Here is a 19,433-nt window from a genome sequence, read left to right as displayed (position 1 = left end):
TACTCAAGGGAAAATACATCAGCGTTGGTATTAGCTAAAGGTCGTATTTATTCTCATGCTAGTTTGTCGATATATTGATAAAATATACTAATGCGGCATGATAAGCCTGCAGTATGGCAATAAATACATAAAGCAGCATTGTATCCACCAAGAGTAGAGAAGCGTAATGTTCCCCAATTGGCAATTAGTTAGTATTAGTTTAATTTACATTGGTTTGTTGTTTATCATTGCTTATTTAGGGGATAAATACCGGAATCAATTAGCCAAAAAAGGCCAAAGTGTTATTTACGCACTGACACTAGGGGTTTATTGTACTTCTTGGAGCTTTTTAGGTACTGCGGGTCAAGCGTCAACTAACTTTTTGTCACATTTGCCTATTTATCTTGGCCCCATCATACTTTTCCTCTTTGCTTGGCCGTTTATTCAGCGAATTATTCGCATTAGCTTAAAGTTAAACTTAACCTCTATTGCTGATTTACTGGCATCTCGCTTTGGTAAGTCACATAACCTTGCCATTATAGTGACGATTGTCGCCTTTGTTGGCACTATGCCTTATATCGCGCTGCAGTTAAAAGCCATGGTGTATACTTTTCAGCAATTACAGGCAGATCAAAGCTTAAGTAGTTGGCATATTGGCCTAGTGGTTAGCTTGGTATTGTCAGTGTTTACTATTTTGTTTGGTATTAGAAACATTGACGTAACAGAGCGTCACCCAGGTGTAATGCTAGCCATTGCCTTTGAATCTTTGGTTAAAATTATTGCCTTTTTGGCGGTTAGTTTATTTGTTTGTTTTTCTTTATTTGATTCTCCCTTAGATATTTGGCAACAGTCCAATGCTTCGTTAAAATTTGAACAACAAATGAATGCTGGCAATGTTAGCTCTATGCTAGCCATGTTAGTGATCGTCATGGCTGCGTTTTTATCCTTGCCTAGGCAGTTTCAGGTAATGATTGTTGAGTTAAAAGACAATAAAGATACTTGGTTAGGCCGACGTGTATTTCCGGTCTATCTATTGATTTTTGCCTTTTTTGCCGCGCCGTTAGGGTTGGCAGGGCAATTATTGTTGGGAGACACTGTTTCGTCTGACTCTTATGTATTGTTTTTACCCAGTATTGGCCAGCAAACTTGGTTAACATTATTTACGTTTCTTGGTGCAGTGTCTGCGGCTAGCTCTATGGTGATAATTTCAGCCATCGCCTTAAGTACCATGATCAGTAATGAAATAGTCTTTCCTTTACTTTATCGTCGGCAGAAGGTGGCGCAAACTAATTACGATACTTTTAGGCAGCGACTACTCAATATTCGTAAGCTCTTAATACTCTTTGTAATAATGTCTGGCTATGGTGTTTTTAGTATGGCGTCACCTGACACGCTATCCTCATCAGGAGAAGTTGCTTTTGGCGCTTTTGCCCAGCTAACACCGGCGCTAGTGGTTGCGTTTTACTGGCGACGTGCCAGTTTGGTCGGGGTTTATGCTGGTATTTTGGTCGGCTTTATTTTGTGGTTAACTTTGAATTTTTTACCACAATTTGGCTTATATCCAACCCCCTTTGCAGAAGGGTTATTGTCGTCGAAAAGTACAGCCACACTCTTTAGTTTAGGTGCCAATATTATTGTGATGTGGGCGCTGTCGCAAATTAGCCGTCAAAGCGTGCAAGAGCGAGTACAAGCGTCACTGTTTTTAGAGTGGCAGTCGCCAACTGTGTTAAAAGTAGAAAAAAAACGCCAGCTAGATGTCAGTGAATTAGAGTTACTTGCTTCGCGCTTTGTTGGTGAGAGTAAAGCGAAGTCGAGCTTTAGTTTATTTTTGTCGTCACATAATAAAAAACAATTGGGTAATGCGACCTATAACCAATTGTTGTTACAACAAACCGAAAATACTCTGGCTTTGGTGATGGGGGCTTCGTCAGCGCGCTTAGTGTTATCGTCTACGCTTGATGGCCGAGATATCGCGTTAGATGATTTGGCTGTATTGGTTGAAGATGCTTCAAGTCAAAAGCAAGCGTTTTCACAAAACTTACTGCAAAGCGCAATAGAAAATGCCAGTGAAGGTATTTCAATTGTTGATGAAGAGTTAAAATTGGTAGCGTGGAATAAAAAATATTTAGACTTGTTTGATTACCCCCCCGAACTGGTAAAAGTGGGCAGCCCAATAGAGGCCTTAATTCGTCACAATGTGAAGCGTGGCTTATGTGGAGCAGGCGATGTAGATACACAAGTCTTTAGGCGGCTAGAATATTTACGCAAAGGTAGTCCGCACAGCTCAGAAAGACAGCAAGCCAATGGCCAAACCATTTTAATTGAAGGTAACCCATTGCCAGGTGGCGGTTTTGTAATGTTATTTTCAGACATTACTGCTTATCGCCAAGCAGAGCAAGTGTTAAAAGAGGCTAATTTAGATTTAGAAACCCGTGTTTACGAGCGCACATTAACCTTAGCTAAAACTAATGAAGCCTTGGCTAAAGCCCATGAAAAAGCAGAGCAAGCACATATTAAAAAGAGTCAGTATTTAAAAGCTTGTAGCCATGATCTAATGCAACCTTTAGAAGCCGCGCGTTTATTTACTTCAGCGTTAACAGAGCAAAGTGATTTAACATCAGAGCAGCAACGGCAAGTTGATAATATTGATAAATCCCTAAAAGCAGCTAATGACTTGCTGGCCGATTTAGCCGAAATTGCCCGCTTGGAAGGTGGTAATATTAAGCCGAGTATAACGGTGTTTTCGCTCAATGACTTATTTAATGATTTAGAGCAAGAGTTTACTGCATTGGCCGTTGAACAGAAAGTTGAGTTTAGATTAGTGAAAACAAAAATGTGGGTGAAATCAGATAAACACTTACTTCGACGTATTATTCAAAATTTAGTCGGTAATGCCTTTAGGTATGCCAGCCCAGGCAAGGTGTTGTTAGGGGCGAGAGTACTTAAAGGACAAGTGATGATTCAAGTGCTTGATAATGGTCCAGGGATCCCATTAGAAAAACAAATATTAGTTTTTGAGCAGTTCACGCAACTAGACACGCCAACTAGCCAATCATCTAGAGGTTTAGGGCTTGGCTTAAATATTACTCAGTCATTGGTGCAATTATTAGGGCATTCATTAAGTTTGCAATCGCGAGAAATGCAGGGGTGTAAGTTTTCTATTTTAGTTGAAAAAGCAACTCCTATTATGATGAAGCCAAAGCAAGTAATACCGGTCAGTAATATGGGGTTAAAAGGCATTACCGTATTATGCATTGATAATGACCCTGACGTATTAAGCGGTATGGTTGAATTACTCTCGGCTTGGCAGTGTAATATTCTTGCTGCAGACTCAAGAGAGACAGCATTAATAGAGTTTGCTAATCATCAAAGTGATATTGATATCTTACTAGTAGATTACCAACTCGGTTACCATGAAGGGTTGCCAGAAGGAGAGCAAGCAGATGGGTTAACCTTAATAGCTGATATGCGCAAAGATTGTAATTACTATATTCCCGCAATATTAATTACTGCAACAACGGAGTTAGGTATTGAAGAAAAAGCTAAAAGAGCCGATGTTGGCTTTATGCGAAAACTTGTAAAACCTGCAGCACTTAGGGCTTTAATGAGTGCCAAATTAGCACAGAAGTTACAAGTTGATTATGGCGATTAAACTCGCTAAGGGCTACCGCCTTACTTAAAGCCTGATTCACTTAAGCCAAGTTGTGCAATAGCAATCACGGCTTGTGTTCGGTTACGTACATCAAGTTTACGAAATATAGCGGTGGCATGCGCTTTTATGGTGGCTTCAGAAACATTTAAGTCATAGGCTATTTGCTTATTAAGTAAACCTTGAGCAAACATGAGCAAAATTCGATATTGTTGCTGGGTTAAACTGGCTACTCGGTCGGCAATATCATCAGAGTCGCTTGCTTCATAGGAACCATCAAATGATTTAGGTAACCAGATATCTCCCGCTAAAACGGCCATAATAGCCGTAAAAATATCTTCTACGGGTGTTGATTTAGGGATAAAGCCTGCAGCACCGTATTCCATTGCTTTACCAATCGTGTTTTGATCTTCATGGGCTGACACAACCACGACTGGAATTTGTGGAAAATGGTTTCTCGCGTATATTAAAGTGCTAAAGCCATGGGCACCGGGAATATTTAAATCCAATAATAATAGGTCACTATCACTATGGTTCTGTAGTTGTTGCTCTAGCTCTGTAATGGTTTCAGCTTCAAGCCATACTGTTTGGCTTAACTTGGTTTTTAATGTCCCCAGTAGCGCTTGTCTAAATAAAGGGTGATCATCAGCAATTATTATTTTTTGTGGCTGAATCATAGTGGGGTTCCTATATAAATTAGCTTTCTATTCTAACGTAAAAATAACGAATAACAATGTTACTTTTTTCCCAAACAAGATTTAGTGGCGTTAACGTGCCTGATAATAAGCCTGTTTCAAGCGATTTGAGTTAGCATAAATATAGGCACTGCTTAAACGGTTGTTATTATAAAAGGTACTATCAAGGTTATAAAGCAACTGAGTAGAGTCTCAAGAGAAAAGTTAATATTGTTGCGTATATTTTTACTGGCAGCTGCTTACTTGATGAAAAAGTAATGGGCGACAACACCACTAGTTGAATGCTCAATACAGTATTTACAGTTAGTCAAACACCTTGTTGTAACATCATTGCTAAAATAGCAGTTCGACTAGTTAAGTTAACATTTTAATTGGTCTTAGCTCAAGTTATGAATTTGTTTTTTGCCATCGTAACTTGTTTTTAGCGGTGAGCTAGTCGGTTTGGAAAATCACCAAAGTGTGAGGCTTTATAGTGACGGCTAGCGTCTGGCCAAGGGAAAATAAGTCACTGTGGTAAAAGTTTAATTGCTCAAAGCTCAATTCGTTATCTTCAATTAAGCTTGACAACAGGTAATGATAGCCTTGCTCTGTCACAGAAATATGGGCAACACGGACGTTATTGGGAATTGAAGCAGACAATTCAACAAACTGGGGCTTTAATAATAATGTTTGTTGTTTGTTTTTAGCGTTTACCTTATTTGTTTTGGGGCTAATATTTGTTTCGCCTTCTTTGTCAATAATATCCTCCCCAACCGAGTCGGTTATTAGCTTTAGGTTGCCAAGTGCGGTTTGATACCCATACTGGCCATGTCTTTTTAATGGTATCCAACTGCCTAACTGTAAGAAATCGGCCACTTGCCAATTGCACGGTTGTTGACAAACCTTGGCTGGGTTGCCTGTTTGCAAAATAGTGCCCTGGTGCATAACGGCAATGGTATCGGCAAAGGTAAAGACCTCGTCTTTGTTGTGGCTGACAAAAATGGCGGTCATGTTGAGTTTTTTTAGTAAAGACCGCATGGTTAACATTAGCTCATTACGTAAACGTGCATCAATATTAGAAAAGGGTTCGTCAAGTAATAATAGCTTAGGCTGTGGTGCTAATGCGCGGGCAATAGCCACTCTTTGTTGTTGCCCGCCAGAGAGTTGGTGAGGAAAACGCTGGTTCAAGTTGGTTAACTCAAGTAGTTCACTTAAGTGCTTTAATCTTAGTTGTTGTTCTTGTTTTGTTAATTTAGCGATACCAAATAAGATATTTTTTTCTACGTTTAAATGTGGAAACAGTGCATAGTCTTGAAAGATCATGCCGATGTTCCTTTCCTGTGGTGGCACAAGATTTTCTGGGCTGATGCTCAGGGTGTTACCAATGAAAATTTGCCCTTGTGTTTGTTCAATAAAGCCAGCAATGGTATTTAGAAGCGTTGTTTTACCACAACCACTGGGCCCAACCAGGCCAAGAATATCACCTTCTGCAAGCGTTAAATTAATGTTAGATAAAATGCCTTTTTCTTGTAAGCTTACACAAAGGCCGTTGATATTGAGTAATTCAGTCACATTTATTCCTAACTTGATGTGTTGCCGGTAGTTTTGTCTTTTTTGTTTAACCAAATGATAGGTAACAAACCCAATAACACAATGACAATTGCCCCTAGCGCGCCTTGCTCTAACATTTCATCAGAAATTAGTTGATATATTTGTGTGCTAAGCGTTTCAAAATTAAAGGGTCGCAATAACAGTACCGCTGGTAGCTCTTTCATTGCTTCAATAAATACTAATAGCCAAGCTACCCAAATTGACGATTTTAATAAGGGTAAGTGAACCTTGCTTAACATAGTGCTTAAACTGGCACCTAGGCTTGCTGGTGCTAAATCAAGTGCTTGTGGAATTTGTTTTATGCCACTGTCAATAGCGCCATTGGCGATAGCTGCAAAACGTACAGTGTAAGCAAAAATAATAGCAAAAATGGTACCTGAAAGTATTAACCCTGGGGCGGGGTAGGTAAAATATTTGGCCAGATCATTTATCATGTAGTCAAGGGGAGCCAATGTTGACATCATCGCCATTGCTAACACGGTGCCGGGAATAGCGTAACCAAAACCTGAAATTTGCATTGGCCAATAACGCCATTTATTTTTACCTAAACGCTTAAATAAGGCTAATATTAAAGCGAAAAGAACAGATAAACTCGCCGCCCAAAAAGCGATATTGACACTATTAAAAGCAGACTCAGTTAATGCGAGTAGCTGTTCACTTGTACTGTATTGCCATGCCATGATTAACAGCATGGTAAAAGGTAATATAAAACCGGCAATGGCTAATAGCCAGCAAAAGCTACTTGCTAATATCTGACTGAACCATGAAAGCACAATCGTATGATGGTTTTTATTGATGCGGTTTGACTGATGTAATTGTCCTGCACGGGCGCGTTGCTCCGCGACCACGGCAAACAGAATAAATAACATAAGCACACTGGCTAATGCATTGGCAGTGGCTAAATCACTGTAACCTAACCAAGTATCATAAATAGCGGTGGTTAAGGTGTTAACGGCAAAATACTGTACTGTGGCGAAGTCAGCTAGGGCTTCCATTAAAACTAAGCTTGCCCCAACGGCTATAGCTGGGCGCGCTAAAGGTAGCGCGACTTTGTAAAAACTTTGTTTAGTAGACAAGCCTAACAGTCTACTTGCTTTTAACAGGTTTTGGTCTTGCTGTTCAAATGCATTCTTGGCCAACATATACACATAAGGAAAAAGTGCTAACGCTATCACAATACTCGCACCGCCGAGCGTTCTGATGTCAAAAAACCAATAGTCACTTGGGGATTGCCAGTTAAACCAGGCTCTTAGTGTGCGCTGTACAGGGCCAGCATAATCGAATAAGTCAGTATACAGGTAAGCAATTAAATAAGCGGGCATGGCCAGAGGTAACATTAACAGCCAACGTAAAACAGCTTTACCAGCAACATTGCTGTGTACAACGAGTGCCGCTGAGACGACGCCAAAAAAAACTGACAATACAACGACAAAAACACCTAATAATAAGGTGTTACTTATATAGTCAGGTAAGACTGTTTGCCAAAGGTGATAAAATAAACCGGTAGAAGCATTAATACCTTCATACAACAACACCAATAACGGTAACATTAGTGTTGTTGCAATTAGGTAACAAATGCCTTGCCAACGTTTGTTTTGAGATTTGGTTATCACAAAGTCATCTTTACTTAATGTCGCAATAAAAAGCTAGGTAATATAATTATAAATCAAACCGGGCTTTATCAATAAGCTTTAATGCTAGCTGTCGGTTATGGGCTATCGTTTCTAATGAAAGTTGATCAGCGTTAAATTTACCCCATGACTCGACCAGTGTTGAGGAGTTAACGTCTGCGCGAACAGGGTATTCCATATTAGTGTCAGCATAGAGTTTTTGTGCTTCTTTAGAGACTAAAAAATCCATTAACGCTTTAGCATTTTTAGTATTGGGCGAGTGTTTCGCTAAACCCATACCTGAAATATTAACATGTGCTCCTCTATTGGATTGGTTAGGGAAGTTAATATTGACGGCATCGGCCCAAACCTTTTGCTTTTCATCTGTGAGCATTTTACCAAAATAGTAACTATTACCAATTGCTATGTCGCATAAGTTCTGATGAATTGCTTGAATTTGGGTTCGGTCACCGCCTTGAGGTTTGCGGGCTAAATTTGCTTTAAGTTTCTTTAACCAAGTTAGGGTTTTTGCTTCGCCGTTTGCTGCAATCATTGAGGCAACTAAAGCAACATTATAAGGGTGTTTTCCACTGCGAGTACAAATACGACCTTGATACTTTTCATCTGCAAGGTCTTCGTAATTAATATTAATATTACCCAAGCGTTTAGCTGAAAAGATACTACGAACACGTGTGGTTAAACCAAACCAAGTATTGTCAGTCGAGCGGTATTGGCTAGGAATGTTTTCAGCCAGTACGGTTGAAGTGTTTGCTTGTAATAAATTGCGGTCACGTAACTCAATTAAGCGACTAATGTCTGTGGTGAGTACAAGGTCAGCAGGGCTGTATTCACCTTCTCTAGCTAAGCGCTCAGCCATACCATTTTTAGCAAAAACAACATTCACCTTAATACCTGATTCTTGGGTAAATTGGTCAAATAATGGTTTTACTAAAAATAATTGACGGTATGAGTAAACATTGACCTCTTCTGCTGTCGCGGCCTGAGTAAGTAGGCTAGTAAAAGCGGTAAAAATAAATGAGGTGGTGATTAAAGTGAGCTTAATCATGCTGTATTTTTTGTGTGACATATAATCTACTTATAGCCTTGAGGTAATATTTTTATAACCTAAGTTTAGCTTTTATAGCCCGTATATAACTAAGAGTTATAACCGATTCATAGCTCAAAATAGTAAATAAAAATAGCACATTTGTCAAGTTAATGATAATCATTCTCGTTGGTTTTTTAGTCGTTTTATGCAGCAAATAAACAATGCAAGCTTTAGCTTGCGAGGGCCTATCAGTAGAGAGCGGCCCTGCCTATGTTGAATATGTACCTTGACAAAAATCGAGAGCTGGAAGAAAGAAGGGGGGAACAGAATATGTAAGCAATTGTGTAAGCCCTTGTGAGTTTTCAGCCGCTTTATGTAGGTATTATTTCTGCGGTGCTTTGGCTAATACAGCAACCAATAACTGCCAGTATTTTTCTACGCTGGCAATGTCTATTTTTTCATCAGGAGAATGTGGGAACTTGATTGTCGGTCCTATAGAAACCATATCCCAGTGTGGGTAAGGTTTTTTGAATAAACCGCACTCTAAACCCGCATGAATCACCATAATAGCGGGCACTTTGTTAAATAGTGCTTGATAAGTGTCGCTCACTGTTTTCATAATGGCTGAGTCAGGGTTTGGCTGCCAACCCGGGTAGGCACCACTGAAAGTAATGTTACTGACTTGAGCCAGTTCAAATATAGATTGCACAGTACCTTGTGTTTCGAGACGGCCATCGTCATGTAAACTGCGAATCAATACTAAGGCTGTTAGGTTTTTACCTCGGGTGCGAATAACACCTAAATTTAATGACGTTTCAACGATGCCCGCTATGTCATCGCTCATGCGAATAACCCCATTAGGACAAGCGTTAAGTGCGTGCAAAATTTGCTTTTGCGTGGCTATACTCCAGCACTGTTCAAAGTCTTCTGGTGAAATTAAAAGCATGTCGATATCTGTTTCAATTGCTTTTAAATTACCTTGTATGGTCGTCAAGTATTGCGCTAACAGTGTTTTTAGTACTGTAACTTGCGTTGTAGGAATGACAAAGCTTGCATTCGCCTCACGAGGAATGGCATTGCGCAAACTGCCACCGTTTAGCTCGGTTAAACGTAAGTCAACAACATGGCTGGCATCAAGTAAAAAGCGCACCAATAATTTATTAGCATTGGCCCTGCCAGTATGGATATCAACTCCAGAATGACCACCTTTTAAACCGGATATCGATAAATTAAAGGCCTGATAGTTTGTCGGCACTTCATCAAAGGCCAGAGTAAAGGTTGCTGTGCCATCAATACCCCCAGCACAGCCCATATACACTTCGCCCTCTTGCTCAGAGTCGGTATTAATTAAAATATCGCCGTCTAGCCAGCCTGCTTCCAGCCCAAAAGCGCCAGACATGCCAGCTTCTTCGTCAATGGTTACCAATACCTCTAAAGGGCCATGAGCAATGTCCTTACTGGCCAAAACAGCTAAGGCTGATGCTAAACCCACGCCATTATCAGCGCCTAAGGTTGTACCTTTTGCGGTAACCCAGTCGCCACTTTCCGTAATATAAGGTTGAATTGGGTCGGTTAAAAAATCGTGTACGGTATCATTATTTTTTTGCGGCACCATGTCCATATGAGCTTGTAAAATAATGCCTTGACGGTTTTCCATACCTGCGGTGGCAGGCTTTTTAATAAAAAGATTACCAACGGCGTCTTCTTTCACTGATAAACCAAGCGCTTGCGCCCAGCTTTGAATCCAAGCCGATATTTTTTGTTCGTGCTTGGATGGGCGAGGAATACTGCAAATTTTTTCGAATAATTGCCATAACTTAGTTGGTTTAAGGTGTGCTAATGTGTTCATATTCTTCCGCCTGTTGGTTACTTATTGGCCAGTAAAAACTGCCATTGTTCATTGAAATCGCCACTTGGTTTTTTATCAAACCCCGAGCGTACATACTGGCTAATTTTCCCTTCAGCAAAGGCAACTAAAATATTAGCAAGCGCTTGCTCGCTAATGGTAAAGGTTTTGCCTTCACGTAATTTTCGTTCACGTAATATTTGTTTAAATTGCGACTCGAGTTTTTCAAAAAACTGATGCACCCTGTTACGTAAACGCTCATTTTCTCCCATCAAGGCATCGCCTGATAATATGCGGCACATACCGGGGTTACGTTCTGCAAATACCAAGAGTACATGCAAGACATGATGACACCGTACTAAGGTTTCTTTGTGATCAGATAAAATTAAATTAATTCGAGAAAAAATGGACTCTTCAATAAAATCGATTAATCCTTCGAACATGCGTGCCTTTGAAGGAAAGTGTCGATATAACGCAGCTTCTGACACACCAACTTCGGCCGCAAGTTTAGCGGTAGTGATACGCTGGCCAGGGCTAGACTGAAGCATCAGCGCTAAGCTTTCTAATATTTGTTGTTTGCGGCTAACTTTTTGCGTACTTTTAGGGCTAACTGACATAGTAAAGTATTCTCTATTAATTTGTTTTTGTTATTAGGGTTTGCTTTTAGGAATGTTCAGATGAATGTTGCTTTGCCAAATAATGTTGGTGGATCAGCGAGACTAGCTTTTGTGCCACTATTTGTTTATTCGCTAGCGGTATCGCTATTTTATCAATTGCGCTATATAACACTAGAGCATTGTTATCACTATTAAATCCTTGGCCTAATTTCGCTACATCATTAGCGGCTATTAAGTCTAAATTCTTGCGGACTAATTTACCACGAGCGTATGCTTCAATATTTTGTGTTTCAGCGGCAAAACCCACCATAAAAGGCTTATTGCTCAAACGGGCAACATCGGCAGCAATATCGTGATTTTTAACTAACTCTAGCTGCATGGCATCGTTTGTCTTTTTAATTTTTTGTGCCGCTATTTTAGCCACGCGGTAGTCTGCAACGGCAGCGCAAGCCACAAAGGTGGTACAGTTAGCAGCAATACTTAATGCGTGTTGGTGCATTTCTTCAGCACTATTAACCGACACTAATTGGCAACCAATAGGCGCCTTAATGGTTACTGGCCCTGAAATTAATGTAACGTCAGCGCCAGCGCGTAAAGCTGCATGAGCGATAGCGTAGCCCATTTTTCCAGAGCTGTGGTTAGAAATATAACGGACGGGATCTATTGCTTCTCGAGTCGGCCCTGCGGTGATTACCCAGTGCTGGCCTTGTAGATATTTATCGCTAAAGAAGTCGTTACTTAAAGCAACTAAGTCATCAACTTCTAGCATACGCCCTAAACCAATGTCGCCACAAGCTTGCTCGCCACTGCCTGGACCCCATATTTGAATGTTACGCTCACTGAGTGTCTTTATATTGCTTTGTGTTGCTAGTGCATGCCACATTTGTTGATTCATTGCAGGTGCTATAGCGATAGGGGCGCTTGTTGCCAAGCATAATGTTGTCAGGAGATCATTTGCCATGCCAGCAGCAATGCGCGCAATAATGTCTGCAGTTGCAGGGGCTATAATAATTAAGTCAGCCCACTTTGCTAACTCTATATGACCCATGGCTAATTCAGCCTGGGTGTCAAGTAAGCTGTCAGATACCGCATTGCCCGATACTGCTTGTAATGTTAGTGGGGTAATAAATGCTTTTGCCCCCTCAGTCATTACTACTCGAACGTGAGCCCCTTGCTCTTTTAGCCTGCGCACTAACTCAGGCGTTTTATAAGCGGCAATACCACCACTAATACCAAGAACAATTTTTTTGTCCTGTAGAATTTGCATAATCTGCTAATCTTAAACTAATAAATAATATTATTTATACGATAGCATTTATTTTAGTTTATTGAAAAAATAATCCTCAACAAAAACAGCAAGGAAGCCGATCATGTGTAAAGTAAAAATAGCACGACACGATGAAGTAGATGAACAAACTTTAAAGAGCTGGCCGAGTGCGGAGCGACCAAGAGAAAAGTTATTAACCCTAGGGCCTGCAAGTTTAAGTGATGCTGAGTTATTGGCCATTTTTCTACGAACCGGTGTGAAGGGGTGTAACGTTGTTGACTTATCGCGCAAGCTTTTGGTTAACTTTGGAAGTTTGGCCAATGTTTTTCGTGCAAATCAAAGCGAGTTTTGTCAACACCATGGTTTAGGTAGTGCTAAATTTGTCCAGTTGCAAGCTTGTTTAGAAATGTCGAAACGTTACTTGGCAGAGCAATTGGTGCAACAAGGTAGCGCAATAACTTCTTCACAAGCAACAAAAGATTATTTAACAAGTGAGTTGCGTAATGAAACTAGGGAAGTGTTTGCAGTACTTTTTTTGGATAACCAGCACCAAGTCTTAAAATTTGAACGGTTATTTTATGGTACACTCAATGCAGCGGCGGTATACCCTCGCGTAGTTGTAGAAAAGGCGTTAACCAACCATGCTGCAGCAGTTATTTTAGCGCATAATCATCCTTCCGGTATTGCTGAGGCGAGTATAGCTGATAAGCAAATTACGCAAAGACTTGAGCAGGCACTACAGCTAATTGATGTGACCGTATTAGACCATATTATTATTGCGGGCCATCAGTGTTATTCATTTGCTGAACAGGGAGAAATCGGCTGTCGTTAACCTAAATAAATAGGTATTATTGGATTCGGCTCAGCAATTATAAATAAACATTTGTCTTTTTAATGTTTGTAATTGCTTGATTAATAATGAATTAACGTGTTTTAAAACTTTTTTTAATGCTTTTTTCTCTTAGGGCTAGTATTAATAATGGACTTTCTCTATAATATGCCACCTTTTTCAGGATCCTGAGGCGACGGTCTTGGGGAATGCCCTTAGAAGAAAATAAGCTCGAGCTATATTAATTTTGGAGTGACTCAAATGTCTAAAGTTTGCCAAGTAACAGGCAAGAAACCAATCGTAGGGAACAACCGTTCTCACGCAAGAAACGCGACTCGTCGCCGTTTTTTACCAAACCTTCAATCTCACCGTTTTTGGGTAGAGAGTGAAAATCGTTTCGTTAAATTACGTGTAACTCCGAAAGGAATGCGTATTATCGATAAAAAAGGTATTGATGCAGTATTAACTGATATCCGTGCCAATGGCGAAAAAGTTTAAAAACTTTTCTAGGAGAATATTATGCGTGATAAAATTCGTTTAGTTTCTAGTGCCGGTACAGGTCATTTTTATACTACTGATAAAAATAAAAAGACTATGCCTGAGAAAATGGAAATCAAAAAATTTGATCCAAAAGCTCGCAAGCACGTAATCTATAAAGAAGCTAAAATTAAGTAATTAATTTTTACTTTAGATAAATTAAAAAGCCCAGTTAAACTGGGTTTTTTTATGCCTGCTGTTTACTATAAAGCTGAGACGTTACAAGAGAAGAAAGAATATTTCGGCTACTTTTATTGATATTGGTCTAAGTGAACAATATTTGATGCGCCATAGTATTAACCAACAGAAGCCAATCGGCGCGATTAAAAATTCCTGATTTTTATGGAAAAATTTTAGTATGATATGAGTTATCTTTAATTTATCAGTGAATGGATTATGAAACTTTCAAAAGCTGCATGGAATAATGTTATTATCTTTTCAGTGATGCTAATTATTTTGTTTATCAATAGCACTAATAATCGTTTGTTTCCAGAAGACAACGGCAACGACGCACTGCTTTTACCTGAACACAGTATTATCTTAACACTTGCTATTGACTCGCCAAATCATAGTTCAGTTATATTTGAACGCGTTGCTAGGGCGTGGAAAACAACGAGCCAAGGTGTGTTACTTGACTTAACAAACCAACAAATTGAACAAATTATGCTCGCTTGGCAGCAAGGCAGTGGCTTGTTGCAAGCAGCTGATGTCATTGTAGATGGCTACCAAGGCATTGAAGTAACACTGAGCTTAGCTGGCGTTGAGCAAGCGCAAAAATTTACACTTTACCCCTTGGTTGAACAACTATTAGTTTATCATCAGCAAAAAAAACGATGGTTAGCACTACCGGCTACCATGAGCCAGCAACTTATTCCGATCCTGTGAGATGCCTTGGTAACGAGAGTGAGTCATTAACCAGCTAATAAAATACCTAAATATCTAAGTAAGTACCTATGCCCGAATTACCCGAAGTAGAAGTGTGCCGTTTAGGCATAAGCCCGCATATTATTAACAACACTGTAACCAAGGTGATCGTTCGCCACCCGCAATTACGTTGGCCTATTCCACAAGAGGTACAAAAAATAGCCGGGCAAAAGGTATTAGGGGTTGACCGACGAGCTAAATATTTGTTAATTCGTTTTGAGATAGGTACGCTACTTTTACATTTAGGCATGTCAGGTACCGTTCGTGTTATTGACGGCAGTGTGGCGGTTGCCAAACACGACCATTTTGAGTTGGTTTTTAATAATAATACGGTGCTGCGCTTAAATGATCCTAGGCGGTTTGGCGCAGTGTTATGGCTTGATAAGCACCAAGATGAGCAAGGGCTGTTAAGTAAGCTGGGGCCAGAGCCGCTGACGGACGATTTTTGTCACGATTACCTATTCAACAAAGCCAAAGATAGAAAGGTAGCAATTAAAACCTTTTTAATGAATAATCATATAGTGGTTGGGGTGGGTAATATTTACGCAAATGAAGCCTTGTTTTTATCAGGGATTTTACCGACCACATTAGCGAAATCTATTAGCAAAAAACGTTTTAATCGTTTAACCGATATTATCAAACAAATACTAAGTGCTGCCATTGAACAGGGAGGGACAACCTTAAAAGACTTCACTCAAGCTGATGGCCGACCAGGGTATTTCGCACAATCGTTATTTGTTTATGGCCGGGCGGGTAAACCGTGTTTAACGTGCAATGAAATATTGCTTGAAATTAGACAATCAAATAGAAGCTCTGTGTATTGCCCCCATTGTCAGCAGGATTGACGTTGGATACCGGTACAGAATTAGGGCAGCTGCATGCTTTTTACTGTGCTTGTTGGTTATGATGGCATCAGCTTTAGCGGCTGAGCCAAATATACGATTATGATAAGTCTTCTAACGCTGCCTTTACAATCGGGTGAACAAATTGGCTTACGTCGCCCTTATGTAAGGCAACTTCTTTAACCAATGTTGAAGAAATAAAAGAATTTCCTTCTGCAGGAGTTAAGAAGACACTTTCTAAATCAGGCGACAAACGACGATTCATATTGGCTAGTTGAAATTCATATTCAAAATCAGAGACAGCACGTAAGCCCCGTATTAAAACTTTGGCTTGGTGGTGTTTAGCAAAGTCGACTAATAGACCACTAAAGCCAACCACAGTGACGTTATCTAAATCTTTTGTTGTTTGCCTGATCATTTCAACCCGTTGCTCCAGTGTAAAACGAGGCTTTTTGCTGGGGCTTGAAGCAACACCTATGATGACCTCCTTAAATAGGCGACTCGCGCGAACAATTAAGTCTGAGTGACCATTTGTGACGGGATCGAACGTACCAGGGTAAATTGCTTTGATGCTCATATTTTATCTTTTATTTATGGGTGAATGCCAACGCATTGTAATGGCTTAGCTCAGTTTGTGACAAGCATTAACAGCAAAAAGACCATCAAATGGGTAAATAGTCATAATTCATCCAGCCATACTTTTAACGTAATCCGCGGTGGTATGTTGTTATAAACCTAGCTATAGTACTGATTAATATCTAAATAATACCAGCTGTTATTCAGTGTAAAGTATGCGTGGCGCGGCAAGGGCTTTGAGCACTGAAAAGATCACGAGATATTAAAGTATTTACTCAAAAAAGGTTTTAAGTTTAATATATTTTGATAGTATGTCGGGTAGCAAATAAGTATTTATACCAATTTATACAAAACAGTAGTCACTTATTTATGCGCAAGCGAATTTATTACGTTAAACCACAAGAAAGAAGTAACTCTTATGAAAACCCGCGACAAGATAATTCAGGCGAGCATTACATTATTTAATGAGCAAGGTGAGCGAAATGTTACCACTAATCATATCGCAGCCTATTTAGGCATTAGCCCAGGTAATTTGTATTATCATTTTCGTAATAAAGAAGATATTATTTTATCGATTTACGAAGAGTATGCGCGTGACTTATTGCTTGATACATTCCCTCAAGTTAACAGCGATGTAAAACCACTTGATGCGATTATTCTATATATGGATGCGGTTTTTCAAATGTTGCTAAAATTTAGGTTTTTTTATAGTAACCTGCCAGTATTGTTAGATAAAAATCCAAGCCTACGAGAAAAGTATGTTGAAGTGCAAGAATCAATTGCCGAACGCGTTAGTCAGTTATTAATTTCATTAAGAAAAGCCGGTATTATTGATTTTCATGATGAAGAATTGGCCGATATTGTTAGTGTTTTACGTATTATCAACACCTTTTGGGTGAGTTTTCATCAAACACAAAGCCTAGTGAGTGAAATTAATGACTCAGTTTTTTATCAAGGTGTTTTGAAAATACTAGTAATTTTACGCCCTTATACAACGGAAGCAGCAATGCCGGAGCTAATAAAAGCAAGAGATATGTACAGGCAGCGTTGTCAAAGAGCATTAGATGCAGTTTAACTGTATGAATGGCAAGAATAATATCGCATTAAACAGTGAAACAGTCTAACGGGAAAATACTGTAATGTTGATATGCAGCATCAGATAACTTAATAATTTTATGATGCGCTAAACAAGATTAGCTTTTATGATAGCCTGCTAATAATGCTGCCCAATTACTTTCCTGCCAATGAAAGACAGAAAGCTTCTGCTTTTCCTTATTAAAAGAGCGTAACAGGCGTTGCATATTATTTTGTTGCCAACTTGGTTGGGCTTTTCTTAGCGCTCCTTGGTCAAAATCAATTAACCAAGGTTTATTATCGCGATCAATTAATATGTTGTGAGCATTTAGATCATGGTGATAAATACCGTGCTGATGAAAACGGTGAATAGTTGCTCCAATGGTAAACCATAATTCATCACTGATTGTTTCTTTGCTTAAAATAGCGACCAAATCTTGTGCATGTTCAATACGGCTACTGAGTAAGTCAGCACGATAAAAAAAACCGTGGCGCAAGGTACGATAAGCGATAGGCTTAGGTGCTGGCAAAGCTAAGGTTTGCATATGTGCTAGCAAAGAAAATTCTCGGCTTGCGCGGGTATTTTGTTGTGAGCTGAACCAGTAGCTATCATGAATGATTTTGCCAATTAAACCGCCCCGATAGTAATGGCGCAAAACCCAGTGTTTCTCTACCTTATTAATAGGGTCGCTGTGTTGTACAAACCAAGTTGTTCCTCGGCCTTGTGCTGAGCCTGTAATTGCATTTTTTTCTCGCCAGTAGTGTGATGAAAGCATGTCAGGAGAAAAATCCGTGATAGCATTGCGATCAAAAAGGCAGTAGATATTACCCGCGTTAAAAACCGCTGTTTGTATAACTTTATTCATATAACTAACGTCTCTATTTGAGCCAAGGTTCGTTTAGTTGCACCTTGGTTATTCAGTACTACTCTATGTGCTTGGGCGCCTAAAGTCTTGGCATCTTCTCTGTTTTCGAGTAAGTCGATAACAGCTTGTGCGAGTTGGTGTGAACCTGTGTCTTTACTTAAAGGCAATTGCACTACGCCTTGATTATGTTTTAACTGCAATAAAATATCGGTAAAGTTAGTCATGTCGCTACCGACAATAATAGGCTTTTTAAATAAGGCCGGCTCTAAAGGGTTATGTCCACCAATATGGCTGAAGCTGCCGCCCATAGTCACAATGTCTGCTAAAGCATAAGTTGGCATTAGCTCACCTAGGGTATCGAGCAACCAGATATGTTGGTTAGTAACTGGTATTTGTTCACTGCGTTTAACCAGTGTGTAGCCTTGGTTAGTGCAGAGCTTAGCAACACTGCTAAAGCGCTCAGGGTGCCTTGGTACCAGTACCAGTAATAATGTTGGGTATAAGGCTTTTATTATAGCAAAGGCGGCTAAGGCTATTGCTTCATCGCCTGGGTGAGTGCTGGCCACTAACCAGAGCGAGCGATTATTGGGTAGTAACTTTGCTAACATCTTTTGTTTTGCTTTGATTGCTGGGTTAATACTAATATCAAATTTTAGATTACCCGATACGCTACAGCGCCTAGGATCAGCGCCTAATTGCAAAAAGTGAGTTAAATTGTCATGGCTTTGGCACAGTATATTGTCAAAATTATTTAAGGTGGGCGCTATTAGCGCACTGATTTTTTTATAGCTTTTCATTGAACTAGCAGATAGCCGACCATTAATTAACAGCAGTTTTATCCTTTTACTCGCACATTGAGCAATTAAGTTGGGCCACAGCTCTGTTTCCATAAATATGATGAGTTGTGGTTGTAAACGCGTTAAAAACCAAAAAGTACAAGGGAAAATATCTAAGGGCAAATAAGTGTGCTGCACACGTGAGCCAAATTGCTTTATTACTTGGGCTGACCCGGTTGGTGTAAATGTTGTCACGGTAATGGGTAAGTGTGGATATTGCTGTAATAGTTGCTCAACCAAGGGGCTTAGTGCGATGACTTCGCCGACACTTGCCGCGTGTACTACGATGCCTTTTTTGCTGGAACTAGGTAAGCCGTTAGAGGTTATTGTTGTAGGTAAAAGACCTAACCGTTCACTTAAGCGCTGGCGATACTGAGGGTTGCTGAACGAGCGAAATAATAAAGCCAATAGTATAATGGGGGTTAGTAACAAGAAGAGGAGTCGGTAACTTAGTAACGCAAACATAAATTATTCATCATAATTAACTCGGTAGTAGTTTAACGATAATTGTACCAAATTAGCCTAACGTCGTAATCATAATTTTACATTGGCTTACTTTAAAAGAAACATTGTTCGGCCAGCGTTTGTGTATAAATTGGCGTAAGCGCGTACAATAACCAAGGTGTTTATTAATCTATCTTTCAAGCT

17 protein-coding genes are annotated in these 19,433 nt (G+C 39.7%); 7 read left to right on the top strand and 10 right to left on the bottom strand.

Translation table 11 applies throughout. The features are described from left to right. Positions 1-166: 166 nt before the first annotated feature. On the top strand, positions 167-3,631 hold the full coding sequence (locus tag AC0UA9_RS07420) for a hybrid sensor histidine kinase/response regulator (RefSeq protein WP_475659052.1): 3,465 nt from the start codon (positions 167-169) through the stop codon (positions 3,629-3,631). A 20-nt stretch (positions 3,632-3,651) separates the two neighbouring features. Here AC0UA9_RS07420 and AC0UA9_RS07415 read toward each other — a convergent pair whose 3' ends face one another. The 7 genes from AC0UA9_RS07415 to coaBC all read right to left on the bottom strand — a co-directional run bounded on the left by AC0UA9_RS07415 (position 3,652) and on the right by coaBC (position 12,301). Further along, complete coding sequence (locus tag AC0UA9_RS07415) at positions 3,652-4,305, bottom strand: response regulator transcription factor (RefSeq protein ID WP_475659051.1); 654 nt, start codon at positions 4,303-4,305, stop codon at positions 3,652-3,654. Positions 4,306-4,755: 450 nt separating this feature from the next. Further along, positions 4,756-5,874, bottom strand: a complete 1,119-nt coding sequence (locus AC0UA9_RS07410; protein WP_475659050.1) for an ABC transporter ATP-binding protein — start codon at positions 5,872-5,874, stop codon at positions 4,756-4,758. A gap of 8 nt (positions 5,875-5,882) precedes the next feature. Continuing rightward, complete coding sequence (locus tag AC0UA9_RS07405; protein ID WP_475659049.1) at positions 5,883-7,526, bottom strand: ABC transporter permease; 1,644 nt, start codon at positions 7,524-7,526, stop codon at positions 5,883-5,885. Between the two features lie 46 nt (positions 7,527-7,572). Further along, a complete protein-coding gene (locus tag AC0UA9_RS07400) occupies positions 7,573-8,589 on the bottom strand; it encodes an extracellular solute-binding protein (RefSeq protein WP_475659155.1) in 1,017 nt (338 codons plus the stop codon). Positions 8,590-8,953: 364 nt separating this feature from the next. Further along, positions 8,954-10,420, bottom strand: coding sequence for an aminoacyl-histidine dipeptidase (locus tag AC0UA9_RS07395; protein ID WP_475659048.1), 1,467 nt, complete (start codon positions 10,418-10,420; stop codon positions 8,954-8,956). 17 nt (positions 10,421-10,437) lie between these two features. Next, positions 10,438-11,034, bottom strand: coding sequence for a nucleoid occlusion factor SlmA (gene slmA / locus AC0UA9_RS07390; RefSeq protein ID WP_475659047.1), 597 nt, complete (start codon positions 11,032-11,034; stop codon positions 10,438-10,440). A 46-nt stretch (positions 11,035-11,080) separates the two neighbouring features. Next, complete coding sequence (gene coaBC, locus AC0UA9_RS07385) at positions 11,081-12,301, bottom strand: bifunctional phosphopantothenoylcysteine decarboxylase/phosphopantothenate--cysteine ligase CoaBC (protein WP_475659046.1); 1,221 nt, start codon at positions 12,299-12,301, stop codon at positions 11,081-11,083. Between the two features lie 103 nt (positions 12,302-12,404). Here coaBC and radC point away from each other — a divergent pair, with 103 nt between their 5' ends. The 5 genes from radC (at position 12,405) to mutM (ending at position 15,436) form a co-directional block, all read left to right on the top strand. Beyond that, positions 12,405-13,133 (top strand): RadC family protein, encoded by a 729-nt coding sequence (radC, locus tag AC0UA9_RS07380; RefSeq protein WP_475659045.1) that lies wholly within the window; start codon positions 12,405-12,407, stop codon positions 13,131-13,133. A 258-nt stretch (positions 13,134-13,391) separates the two neighbouring features. Continuing rightward, complete coding sequence (gene rpmB / locus AC0UA9_RS07375; RefSeq protein ID WP_475659044.1) at positions 13,392-13,628, top strand: 50S ribosomal protein L28; 237 nt, start codon at positions 13,392-13,394, stop codon at positions 13,626-13,628. Positions 13,629-13,649: 21 nt separating this feature from the next. Then, on the top strand, positions 13,650-13,805 hold the full coding sequence (rpmG, locus tag AC0UA9_RS07370) for a 50S ribosomal protein L33 (RefSeq protein WP_033078277.1): 156 nt from the start codon (positions 13,650-13,652) through the stop codon (positions 13,803-13,805). A 258-nt stretch (positions 13,806-14,063) separates the two neighbouring features. Then, complete coding sequence (locus tag AC0UA9_RS07365) at positions 14,064-14,552, top strand: hypothetical protein (protein WP_475659043.1); 489 nt, start codon at positions 14,064-14,066, stop codon at positions 14,550-14,552. 68 nt (positions 14,553-14,620) lie between these two features. Further along, the gene (gene mutM, locus AC0UA9_RS07360; protein WP_475659042.1) at positions 14,621-15,436 is read left to right on the top strand and encodes a bifunctional DNA-formamidopyrimidine glycosylase/DNA-(apurinic or apyrimidinic site) lyase; all 816 of its coding nucleotides are present in this window, start codon (positions 14,621-14,623) and stop codon (positions 15,434-15,436) included. A gap of 97 nt (positions 15,437-15,533) precedes the next feature. Here mutM and coaD read toward each other — a convergent pair whose 3' ends face one another. Next, a complete protein-coding gene (coaD, locus tag AC0UA9_RS07355; RefSeq protein WP_475659041.1) occupies positions 15,534-16,010 on the bottom strand; it encodes a pantetheine-phosphate adenylyltransferase in 477 nt (158 codons plus the stop codon). 417 nt (positions 16,011-16,427) lie between these two features. Between coaD and AC0UA9_RS07350 the strand changes: the two genes are divergently transcribed. Further along, positions 16,428-17,084, top strand: coding sequence for a TetR/AcrR family transcriptional regulator (locus tag AC0UA9_RS07350; RefSeq protein WP_475659040.1), 657 nt, complete (start codon positions 16,428-16,430; stop codon positions 17,082-17,084). Between the two features lie 118 nt (positions 17,085-17,202). Here the strand turns inward: AC0UA9_RS07350 and AC0UA9_RS07345 are convergent, their stop codons facing one another. Then, entirely contained in the window at positions 17,203-17,949 is a 747-nt protein-coding gene (locus tag AC0UA9_RS07345; RefSeq protein ID WP_475659039.1) for a 3-deoxy-D-manno-octulosonic acid kinase, read from the bottom strand. After that, positions 17,946-19,250 (bottom strand): lipid IV(A) 3-deoxy-D-manno-octulosonic acid transferase, encoded by a 1,305-nt coding sequence (gene waaA, locus AC0UA9_RS07340; RefSeq protein WP_475659038.1) that lies wholly within the window; start codon positions 19,248-19,250, stop codon positions 17,946-17,948. The genes AC0UA9_RS07345 and waaA overlap by 4 nt, the downstream gene beginning before the upstream one ends. Between the last annotated feature and the right edge of the window lie 183 nt (positions 19,251-19,433).

This window comes from Colwellia sp. F1, assembly GCF_056238625.1.
Note: the sequence above shows the minus strand (reverse complement) of the source record. Positions and strands in the feature narration are given on the sequence as shown.

What these genes read in the sequence shown, in the direction of transcription:
- AC0UA9_RS07420 (WP_475659052.1), top strand. Translation starts at nt 167, where the DNA reads ATGTTCCCCAATTGGCAATTAGTTAGTATTAGTTTAATTTACATTGGT.
- AC0UA9_RS07415 (WP_475659051.1), bottom strand. Translation starts at nt 4,305, where the DNA reads ATGATTCAGCCACAAAAAATAATAATTGCTGATGATCACCCTTTATTT.
- AC0UA9_RS07400 (WP_475659155.1), bottom strand. Translation starts at nt 8,589, where the DNA reads ATGATTAAGCTCACTTTAATCACCACCTCATTTATTTTTACCGCTTTT.
- AC0UA9_RS07395 (WP_475659048.1), bottom strand. Translation starts at nt 10,420, where the DNA reads ATGAACACATTAGCACACCTTAAACCAACTAAGTTATGGCAATTATTC.
- slmA (WP_475659047.1), bottom strand. Translation starts at nt 11,034, where the DNA reads ATGTCAGTTAGCCCTAAAAGTACGCAAAAAGTTAGCCGCAAACAACAA.
- coaBC (WP_475659046.1), bottom strand. Translation starts at nt 12,301, where the DNA reads ATGCAAATTCTACAGGACAAAAAAATTGTTCTTGGTATTAGTGGTGGT.
- radC (WP_475659045.1), top strand. Translation starts at nt 12,405, where the DNA reads ATGTGTAAAGTAAAAATAGCACGACACGATGAAGTAGATGAACAAACT.
- rpmB (WP_475659044.1), top strand. Translation starts at nt 13,392, where the DNA reads ATGTCTAAAGTTTGCCAAGTAACAGGCAAGAAACCAATCGTAGGGAAC.
- rpmG (WP_033078277.1), top strand. Translation starts at nt 13,650, where the DNA reads ATGCGTGATAAAATTCGTTTAGTTTCTAGTGCCGGTACAGGTCATTTT.
- AC0UA9_RS07365 (WP_475659043.1), top strand. Translation starts at nt 14,064, where the DNA reads ATGAAACTTTCAAAAGCTGCATGGAATAATGTTATTATCTTTTCAGTG.
- mutM (WP_475659042.1), top strand. Translation starts at nt 14,621, where the DNA reads ATGCCCGAATTACCCGAAGTAGAAGTGTGCCGTTTAGGCATAAGCCCG.
- coaD (WP_475659041.1), bottom strand. Translation starts at nt 16,010, where the DNA reads ATGAGCATCAAAGCAATTTACCCTGGTACGTTCGATCCCGTCACAAAT.
- AC0UA9_RS07350 (WP_475659040.1), top strand. Translation starts at nt 16,428, where the DNA reads ATGAAAACCCGCGACAAGATAATTCAGGCGAGCATTACATTATTTAAT.
- AC0UA9_RS07345 (WP_475659039.1), bottom strand. Translation starts at nt 17,949, where the DNA reads ATGAATAAAGTTATACAAACAGCGGTTTTTAACGCGGGTAATATCTAC.
- waaA (WP_475659038.1), bottom strand. Translation starts at nt 19,250, where the DNA reads ATGTTTGCGTTACTAAGTTACCGACTCCTCTTCTTGTTACTAACCCCC.